Source organism: Moorena sp. (genome assembly GCF_982860115.1).
Genome location: NZ_CEYLVT010000288.1, coordinates 1 through 8383 on the forward strand (window position 1 = coordinate 1; position 8383 = coordinate 8383).

The 8383-nt window shown below is 46.6% G+C and carries 7 protein-coding genes; 2 read left to right on the forward strand and 5 right to left on the reverse strand.

Going from position 1 to position 8383, the window contains the following annotated elements; genetic code table 11:
- Positions 1 to 517 precede the first annotated feature (517 nt).
- Together AC4II3_RS29275 and iscB are read right to left on the reverse strand one after the other, a co-directional pair.
- Positions 518 to 1237, reverse strand: a complete 720-nt coding sequence (locus AC4II3_RS29275) for a helix-turn-helix transcriptional regulator (RefSeq protein ID WP_488014368.1) — start codon at positions 1235 to 1237, stop codon at positions 518 to 520.
- 114 nt (positions 1238 to 1351) lie between these two features.
- Positions 1352 to 2623, reverse strand: a complete 1272-nt coding sequence (gene iscB / locus AC4II3_RS29280) for an RNA-guided endonuclease IscB (RefSeq protein WP_488014366.1) — start codon at positions 2621 to 2623, stop codon at positions 1352 to 1354.
- A 377-nt stretch (positions 2624 to 3000) separates the two neighbouring features.
- On the opposite strand from iscB, the gene AC4II3_RS29285 reads away from it, so the two are divergent.
- Positions 3001 to 3834: a sulfurtransferase gene (locus AC4II3_RS29285; protein ID WP_488014364.1), complete on the forward strand. Its 834-nt coding sequence runs from the start codon at positions 3001 to 3003 to the stop codon at positions 3832 to 3834.
- Positions 3835 to 4081: 247 nt separating this feature from the next.
- Here the strand turns inward: AC4II3_RS29285 and AC4II3_RS29290 are convergent, their stop codons facing one another.
- Positions 4082 to 4255, reverse strand: coding sequence for a hypothetical protein (locus AC4II3_RS29290; protein WP_488029708.1), 174 nt, complete (start codon positions 4253 to 4255; stop codon positions 4082 to 4084).
- Positions 4256 to 4310: 55 nt separating this feature from the next.
- On the opposite strand from AC4II3_RS29290, the gene AC4II3_RS29295 reads away from it, so the two are divergent.
- A complete protein-coding gene (locus tag AC4II3_RS29295) occupies positions 4311 to 4733 on the forward strand; it encodes a helix-turn-helix domain-containing protein (protein ID WP_070392246.1) in 423 nt (140 codons plus the stop codon).
- A gap of 103 nt (positions 4734 to 4836) precedes the next feature.
- Here the strand turns inward: AC4II3_RS29295 and AC4II3_RS29300 are convergent, their stop codons facing one another.
- Both AC4II3_RS29300 and AC4II3_RS29305 read right to left on the reverse strand, forming a co-directional pair.
- Positions 4837 to 6609, reverse strand: coding sequence for a tetratricopeptide repeat protein (locus tag AC4II3_RS29300; protein WP_488014362.1), 1773 nt, complete (start codon positions 6607 to 6609; stop codon positions 4837 to 4839).
- A 794-nt stretch (positions 6610 to 7403) separates the two neighbouring features.
- The gene (locus tag AC4II3_RS29305; RefSeq protein ID WP_488014360.1) at positions 7404 to 8150 is read right to left on the reverse strand and encodes a DUF3747 domain-containing protein; all 747 of its coding nucleotides are present in this window, start codon (positions 8148 to 8150) and stop codon (positions 7404 to 7406) included.
- Positions 8151 to 8383: the final 233 nt, after the last annotated feature.

The window sequence follows — 8383 nt, forward strand, 5'->3', positions numbered from 1 at the left end:
ATGCTCTGGATAATGCTTTCAGAGTATTGTCCTAACCAACTCTTTCTCTGCTATACGTGATGATTGAAACTAGCTGAACTCCCTTAGTCAGGGTTTCATTTCCAGGTTAAATTTTGATTGTAGTTATATAAATTTAATTATAAGGTTTGGTTAACGGTTGTTTTTGAACTTTATGTAAATATTTAGTGTATTTTTATCTGACTAGCGTATAAAGAGTTTGTTAAGTTTACCTAGAATTAACCTAAAATTAACTTTTTAATTTTTTTCTTAACCTTGAGGCGATATTTTTTGTATAAAACTGCTAACTAAGTAAGGCGTCGGCAAGGATGTTTGTTATCAACGATTTTAAGAACTAATATGCATGCAAGCAAAAGAACGGAACAGGGAATATAAAATAGGGAAAAGTGTAAAAAAAATACCAATTAAAGTAGGGTGGGCAAATTTATATTATCTAGAATACTCACGCATAACCAAACGCTTTTTGCCCACCCTACAAGCTTTAGTTGCTGCGGTAAGCTTATCGTTGGGTGTTGGGCATCGAGTCGAATCGAGATAGTCCTTGATTTGATAAGTAAGCTTTTTTAACCCAAAGTTGTGCAACCATCTCAGCACGGGATGAAACTTTCAGCTTGCGAAACATTCGCTTGAGAGCTTGCTTGACTGAATTCTCTGTAATCCAAAGTTCAGTGCCAATTTCTGCGTTAGTCCGTCCTAATGCAACTAATTCGGCAATTTGCAATTCACGAGGCGTTAAGCAATCGCTTTTGAAAGATTGGTGCTGGGAGCGCACGGTTGTAGCCCAAACAGACAAGTGCAAACAGACTGCACTCATATCCGCTAGATTCTGTGTATTGAAAGCAGGCATTGACCGTTCACGAGTGCAGCCTAGGGCACCTACTAATTGACCACTGCTGATGATTGGTCCTGCCATCACATGCCAATGATCTGGCCGAGGACAAATCAAGGCCCAAACCTTGGGCGATGCTACCAATGATTCATGGGCAGGAGCGTGATGCTCAACGATATAGCGTAGAACAGGGTTATGGTCGATAGATAGGGCGATTTGTAGGGATTCCTGAAGCTTTTTATTAACTGGAAGCAATTGATCGAAGAAAAAAACGCCCCATCGCTTTGCCACAAAATGCTCACCAATTTTTGGGACAATACGCGATCGCAAGTCTGCTTCATCCTTGACCTGATGAATGGCTTGAAATAAAAACTGCAAGGAACTAGTCATCTGTCCACCTCCCGGTCGTCTCCCGCTATAATCTTTGATTTAGCGGTGAGACGTGCCATATAAACACCTGGGGTTCCCCCAGGTGACAGGCACTCAGGAAAGGGAGGACAGGGTTTAGTTTGTATAGGCATAACCATCCTTCCTGTGAATAAATTGGCAATATTTGTGACTGATGCCCTGCACCAATCCTGATTTAGTTGATATGTTGAAAGACCCTGATTTTCTGGTAGCAACCCGTCCTACATAGGTACCGATCTTTTTGCCTTTGGTTACTACAGCACGAACTATATCGCCCGTTTGAAAGCCTTTGTGAAATTTAATTCTGGAGCAATGACGAATAGGGAATCCATACTTATTGGTTCTACAGAGCTGACGAGTACCGTGCCCCTTTGCGGTCATTATCAAAGGATGGGTTACTTCAATAATCAATGTTTCAACTTTTCCAACATTCGCCGCATCCAACCAATGAGTTTTAGGAAGACTTTGGCGACACCTATTGAATTTAGTCAATCCGCCGCTGCCCACTTCAATAGGCAACCCGATTGATTTTAATTCGTGGTACAATTTCCAGCGGGTTGTATTAACAGAAGCCGCATCAGCGAGGGGGCGTTTAGCTTGATTCAGTATACGTTTCAATATGCTAGGCTTCTTGGATAAGAAAAGCTCAATATCTTGGTTAGATTTAGCTTGGTTACATGGGCGACACGCGATCGCTAAATTAGAAACTCGATCGGAGCCACCTTTGGATCTAGGCTTGATATGCTCGATTTCTAACCGAGTACCTGTTGCTCCACAATAAGCACATTTCCGATCCCATTTTTCAAGTAAATATTCCCGAAGTTCGTAACCGTCAAGTGTACCCTGCTGATATTCTATCCCAGATATTTCAGGATTTTGGAGTTTTTGAGTATCGAATCTGATCAACTCTTGGGAGATACCTGTAACAGGACATAATCGAGTTAGCTTTTTAACCCAAGTTAAAATATTTTGAACTCTAGACATCAGGCTAGGAGCTAACCAACCTTTTGGTCTAGTTCTATTAAGGAACCTGGGCTTGCGGTATCGAGTCTTACGATTGCGTCGGGAGCATCTTAACTGCCTGCGAGAGGTTAAAGCTTCTCGTATTTGAAAACCCCTATGGGTAAGTTCGGCTCCCCAGATTATCCGCTTTACTTGGACAATGGCTAGACCACTTGTTTTTGCACCAGGGTCTATTTTTAACTGATGTTCGTGAGTGATTGGTTCCTTTATTTCCTCCGTCAAAACTATGGTGAATGGGTAACGACGATAGACTTTGGCTTTGCCTGTTGAGAGTAAAATTCTCGCTCTCGCCGGTTTACATGGGTCTAAAGGTTGTCGATTTTTGTTAAGTACAAAGACACGCATAACTGTGTTTCCTCCTATCGCTAGGGTAAAGTTAGCTGAGTGCTTCGCACACGCTTCGCGAACGTCAAAGTTATTTCTCGGTACTTTCCCAATCGCACTGGCTTAACTCAACTACACCTGTTTAACGGCTGGGTTCTAGAGCTGGGGACTAGCTACGCATCCCCAGGTAGGAAATTGAACACTCAGAAATAACGTAGTTTTTAGAAAACTTAGACTGGTCAACTATGAGCTTTTAACAAGCTCCCGCTATAGTCTCAAAAGACTTAGCGGTGAGTTATTGACGACCGTGATCACCAAAAGTGTACTCGATCGGGTACTGGGCAACCCAAACTGCCTTCCCTAATATTAGCTTTAGCGTCAATATTAGGAGAAAACCGATGTCTCAATACGCTCACCCTGAAGTTTTGGTCAATACACAATGGCTGATGGATCATCTCGAAGATCCGATGGTGCGTGTGGTTGAAGTTGATATGAGTCCAGAATCTTACAAAGATACTCATATTCCGGGGGCTATTTTCTGGAATTTCCCCACTGATCTCTCCATGCCCGACTTCGCAATGAATTTAGACCCCACTGCGATTGAGGAACTGTTGTCGCGCTCAGGAATTTCCCAAGAAACCACCGTCATTGCCTATGGTAGTTACCCAGGCACAGGAGCTTTTATGTTCTGGTTTCTGAAGCTCTTTGGACATCAAAAAGTGTATGTCCTTAACGGTGGTCATCAGAAATGGGTGGCAGAAGGTCGTCCAGTAACATCAGACTTGTCAAACTTTCCGCCCACCTCTTATCAAGCAACCTCTCCCAATCCTGACTTACGAGTTTTCCAGGCAGAGGTGCAAGCATCTTTAGAGAAAACGGATTGTGTGGTGCTAGATGTGCGGACTCCTCAAGAGTTTTCTGGTGAGATATTTATGATGAAGCCGCCAGAAGGAGCTGAACGTGGAGGGCATATTCCAGGTGCGGTACATCTTGAGAATACTCATACCTTGAATGAGGACGGTACATTTAAGTCAGTAGAAGAGTTACATGCTCTTTACAGCAGCCTAGGTGTTATAGCTGACAAAGAAATATTTCCTTATTGCGCGATTGGTGCACGCTCTGCGTCCACTTGGTTCGTCTTGAAGTATTTACTCGGCTATCCCAAAGTGAGAAATTATGATGGATCGTGGAATGAGTGGAGCCGTCTGCCTCATGGGCTGATCGAGCAGTAAAAAAAATACCAATTAAAGTAGGGCAGGGCTGTTTCAAAGTCTGACTAAAACTTGATTTGTGGGGAGGTGGGGAGATAGGGAGATAGGGAGATAGCGGTGCGATCCGTGGTGAATTAAATTCGCCACGGGTCGCACTTCTACATCGCTGCAATAGTTTGTGATAACCCTTTTATTCCATTAAACTCATTAATCCCAGTTGCCCCTAGGGCTTCAGATTGCGACAATGCAATAGTTTTTAAGCACACTTTTATCCCACTAATCTCACTAATCCCACTAATCCCTTCAAGATTGTGAAAATGTCTTGATGCAGTCGCTCATGGGGGAAACCACGGCAGTCGCTCATGGGGGGAACCCCCTTTGGCGGCGCTGCCTCCCCAAGACCGCGCTGCATCGCTGCAATAGTTTTACCCAATCCTGGCATTTTCAGAAAACTTGTGTTACAATAACAGTATCGTTAAAGCAATGGTTTATTGGCCATGATGATTTCCACCGCACAAGCCGCTGAATTACTAGGTGTTTCTGCCACTCGCGTCCGTTACCTTCTCGGCAAGGGCAGAGTTAAAGGCGCTTATAAGGTGGGGAGAACTTGGGTGATTCCGTTGTTTGATGGTATGCCGGTGGTCACCCCTGGCACTCGCGGACCAAAACGGAACTGGTCAAAGCGTACAAATTACACCAAGACAGTGATTCATGTTAACCAGAGAGTGATTCGCAACAATCTCAAGACGGGGGACCGCAATCCTGTGATTACGGTCAAGCGAGGCTCTAAAAATGTTTACGGTCATACGGTGGAGGTCAATGGCCCCTGTCGGGTGATGTATCGTCCAGATGATCCCCTCAAGTGTGGAGCACGGGTCTGGATTGAGACGATTTCTGATTTTGAAGTCATTTCAGCGTGATGGATACCCAATTTGCCAGCCTGGCCTTAAGCCAATCCCATCAAACCAGGAAGCTAGAGGTAGTGGTCAACTAGTTCTGGACAGAAATTCCAGTTCACAAGATTCATTCGAGCGGTGTTAATCCGTTTGTCCAGTCGTCCCGCTGAAGGCGACGCAATGTTTTAAACGGCAGCCACATGGGTTCACAAGTAAAATTGGGTGGGCGCAAGGGCAACTCCCATGCACCAGTTGATAAGCGATTAACAAACTCTTGTCGTCGCTTTGCTGCCGACGGCTCGCCCCGTAAGGGATCTTCAAGTCGGCTCAAGACTTGCTTCATGGCCTCCGCTTTTACAGTGTCTCCCAGACCAGTATAGGCTAGCTGTTTCAGATAGACTAGTCCCGGATCGGAGGCATGGAAATCTTCAAGTTCGTTGAGGATTTCTAAGGCTTCTTGGTACCGTTGAAGACGCTCAAGAATTCCTGCTTTTAGCAGTCGAGCAAAGTAATTGTCTGGTTGTGCCCCCAGTATTAGTGCATCTATGAATTCCTGTGCAGCATCAAGATTGCCTTCACTGATAGCGTTCAGGGCTAGAAAGTAGTTGGCTAAAGGTGCTGGCTTGGCTGCGCCGAGAGCTTTTTTCCAGGCGGTTACGGCCTTAGGGGCGTCACCCGTCTCCATCTCAACAATTCCTAGAAGCAACCAAGCTTCGCCCAGAGAAGGCTCGGTAGTGGTTGCTGCTGTTAGGTGTTTACGGGCAGTTTTGAAGTTGGAAAGACCGCCCAGCCGGTAGAGAATCCGACCATAAATCAGGTGCTCCTGAGCTGTGGCTTCGGGCGCAGTTGCTATTTTTTCAGCTTCGGGACGACCGAAGGTGTTGAGGGTCCTTTCAGGATTGCAGGTTTTATCCGAACCATTGGGGGGCCAGTAGCTTTCGCCACGTAATTCGGAATACTCGACCCGTCGGTATCTACTTGACTGTGTTTTGGTAGCTGCCGAACAGTTATCTAATGCTTGGGGAATGGCGAAATTAATTTCTTCACGACAGGCTTCCGCCGCTTTGTCAACCACTGGAAGTTCCACAGGCATCCGATAATTGAAGATTTCCCGCTCACCTTCGTGGACTTTCACCCAAACAGGGCTGCCATGGCTGGCCACTGGAATCGAGAATAGAACGACCGTCTCTGGATTCAACTGGTCGAGCTGAACTAGACCCGACTCAGTGTCGTTGCCAACAGAAACAACTAAGTCTGAGTAGTTACGGGAAGCGGTGAGCCGAACCCGAGCATATGTCTTTCCCCCCTCATCTTCATAGGTCAGCCCCGCCGCGATCGCTGCCGAGGCAGCACTCAGTTCCCCAATTCCCTGGGGCATCCACCATTCTTCCTCGTAGCTGTAGCGGTCAAAAGGGTCGAGAAATTGTCCGTGGTCTTCAAAGATTTCCGTGCTGCCACCCCAAAGCTCGAAGGAATCAAGCCATCCCTGGTTCCAGTTGAAAGAGTAGAGCTTGAGACCAGGAGCGGTTGACGGGGAGGTGATCCGAACTCGGTTTAAATCATCACTTGGGTAGTAGACAGCTGCAAAGGGGTGTACCATGTCGATTCCGAAATAGCTCTTGCCGAATTTGTTGGGGTGTGCCGTCCAATTGGCGAAGACAGAGCGATCAACTACAGTATCATTGGTGCCATCGTTCATCAGCGGCCAGTTGCGGAACGCTTGGTTTTTTCCCCAATGGAAAGCCATACGTGACACGGGGAAAATGAATTTGGCATCCTCAGTCCGGGGAAGTTGTGCCGTGTTCCAGAGTTTAAATCCGTAGCGATATGGCAAAGGGTTGAACAGCGTCAAACGTTCCTGGAAAGAGGCTTGACCCGGTGCCAATCGAATCTCTTGCACGAGGGTCAGCGGTGAATACCTACCTTGATAGTTGAGATCAAGATAGTTTTCTTCAGAAATTACGGGGCTGGGCTGATTTGAGAAGCGGTCGAAGTACATGGTCATCGTCAACACGGCTGTCCCGTCGGCTAGAATCCGCCAACGATAACTTGCGCCTTGAGCTTTGCCCCGTAGACCGTGTTCATGGAAGGGAAAGGACATGCGCCAGCCGCCGTAGTTCCAAGGCACCTTTACTTGCAATTTGTCATGTGGGATCCCTTGGGGAGTATCAAGGGCAAACATCTGGGTGTTAGTTTTGGGCGCACCATCCCTGCCCACAAGGGCGGGTTTGTAGACAACACTACGCACTCGGCCACCGAGCTGCGGTGCTACTTCGATCCGGAGGTACTGGTTTTCCAGGACTAGATGGTCAACATGGAGAGGATTCACACAGCTGCTGCAATCACCGACGAGTTCGATGGGGTGTTGCACTATGTCAAGGGTGACTGAGCCGAGCCGGTGCGGTTGACTCTGCTCCACGAGGGAGGAGAAATCGCTCGGTAAGCTCAAGCTTAGCTCTTTTTGAGTCTCAGCCGGGCTGTGGTCAGTACAACCAATTAGGAGCAAGACGGGAGCTAGAAACCGAACGATTCTTGTCATAATTTCTTGGTCAGAGCTATGTTATCAAACCAAGCTTAACTTACCTAAAATATTAGGCAATTAGTTTTCCTGAACTCAGGCATAAATAGCAAAAACAGCCCCCTCTATATTGCCCAAAGTTGGGGGGCGAAACCAACTAAACTTGGTAACTCCTATTAATTAGAACCCTCAAACACTGGTATGCCATCATTTGAGGATTCTCGCGGTGCAGGTGGTGGAAGTTGAGGGCTAGTGTCAGGAAAACGTTCACCACTAGTCTTCGGTTGGGCTTGTGGTTTGGTAAAAATATATTCCCTGCTGGGAGTAGGTGGTGAGGGTTGAGGGCTACTGGTCCACTGTGGCGCGACAGTATTAGCGATCGCACCATAGGTAAGATAGATGTGACCTAATTGTTTGCCCTGATACATACGTTTGGTAAATCGCCAACCAGGATCAAGAAAGATTTTGAGAAAGCCATTAGCCAAACCTCTGGTGCGGCCAAGTTCGATGTTTGGGGCATTGCGGTCAATGCGGTGAGTCCCTACTAATACCAATTCTCCATTCCGCTTAACCACTCTGAGCATATAGTCTAGGCCGAAGTCTTGACTATCGACGCGCATAGAATAGCCGTTGCTGTCTGTACTGCGCCCACAAATTCCTGTAAAGTCAAAGTTGAGCAGCAGAGGCTCTACTACAACTGGGTTAGTGCCACTTTCACGCCAGCACGCTTGCCAGTTTGCAATCTGCTCGATGACTAGTAATTGATACTGGTTGTAGCCAAAAGGGGCAGCTACCGCAATAAAATTGTTTTCGTTAACTTCGATGTTGTCAAAAGTATTCGCTGCTGCTGGATTGATAGCGCCTAAGGTAAGGCAAGAAGCTGTAGTGATTGCAGTAGCTGCTAGCCAGGGTGATGTGTTCATGGGTTTTACCGTTCCTAAGTCAGACCATTCCCGGTAGACGCTAACAGTGACATACTCCCACACTGACAAGCGCGGTTCAGTGTGGGCTTCTTACCAACTCCAGCTATTGCTTAGGATACTCGGTAAGCTTTATTAACGATACGGGATGCCCCTCCGCACCGGAACAATACAAAAAGTTCTATTTTTAAACACGCAGGTGGCGGTTAGCTCTTAATTTGTCTTCCCTGCTATTT

Bases quoted from the DNA above. Each gene is read 5' to 3' on its own strand.
- AC4II3_RS29275 (WP_488014368.1), bottom strand. From the start codon at position 1,237: ATGACTAGTTCCTTGCAGTTTTTATTTCAAGCCATTCATCAGGTCAAG.
- iscB (WP_488014366.1), bottom strand. From the start codon at position 2,623: ATGCGTGTCTTTGTACTTAACAAAAATCGACAACCTTTAGACCCATGT.
- AC4II3_RS29285 (WP_488014364.1), top strand. From the start codon at position 3,001: ATGTCTCAATACGCTCACCCTGAAGTTTTGGTCAATACACAATGGCTG.
- AC4II3_RS29290 (WP_488029708.1), bottom strand. From the start codon at position 4,255: ATGCCAGGATTGGGTAAAACTATTGCAGCGATGCAGCGCGGTCTTGGG.
- AC4II3_RS29295 (WP_070392246.1), top strand. From the start codon at position 4,311: ATGATGATTTCCACCGCACAAGCCGCTGAATTACTAGGTGTTTCTGCC.
- AC4II3_RS29305 (WP_488014360.1), bottom strand. From the start codon at position 8,150: ATGAACACATCACCCTGGCTAGCAGCTACTGCAATCACTACAGCTTCT.